The sequence below is a fragment of the Tamlana crocina genome, assembly GCF_012037625.1.
Map to the genome: position 1 here is coordinate 1 of NZ_JAAVJS010000281.1, position 431 is coordinate 431.

Genomic DNA, 431 nt, shown 5'->3' on the forward strand with positions numbered 1-431 from the left:
GCATAGGTGATGAACCGTCGCAACATCCTCCACTTTGATGGAAGATGAGCTCCCCGTGCTGCTCCTTCAAACCGGGTAAAACCTCTGCCGCCTCTTCAGTTATTTCTACTCTCTTATATTCTCCCATAAATCATTTTAAAATAATCCCAGCTTATTCTTGTCGTAAGAAATAAGCATATTTTTGGTTTGCCTGTAATGACTTAGCATCATTAAATGGTTTTCTCTTCCGAAGCCAGATTTCTTATAGCCGCCAAAAGGTGCGTGCGCAGGATAATCGTGATAGCAATTCACCCATACACGACCTGCTTTTATCGCCCGGGGCACCTTATAAGCCTGGTGCGCATCCCGTGTCCAAACCCCGGCACCAAGACCATACATGGTGTCGTTTGAGATCTCGATGGCCTCGGCCTCATCTTTAAAAGTACATACAG

2 protein-coding genes are annotated in these 431 nt (G+C 45.7%); both read right to left on the minus strand.

What is annotated here, in order from left to right; genetic code table 11:
- On the minus strand, window positions 1–127 hold a 127-nt coding region (locus tag HC176_RS16720), incomplete at its 3' end, for a DUF779 domain-containing protein (protein WP_167920143.1).
- 8 nt (window positions 128–135) lie between these two features.
- The coding region (locus HC176_RS16725) for an aldehyde dehydrogenase family protein (protein WP_167920145.1) at window positions 136–431 on the minus strand (296 nt) is incomplete at its 5' end.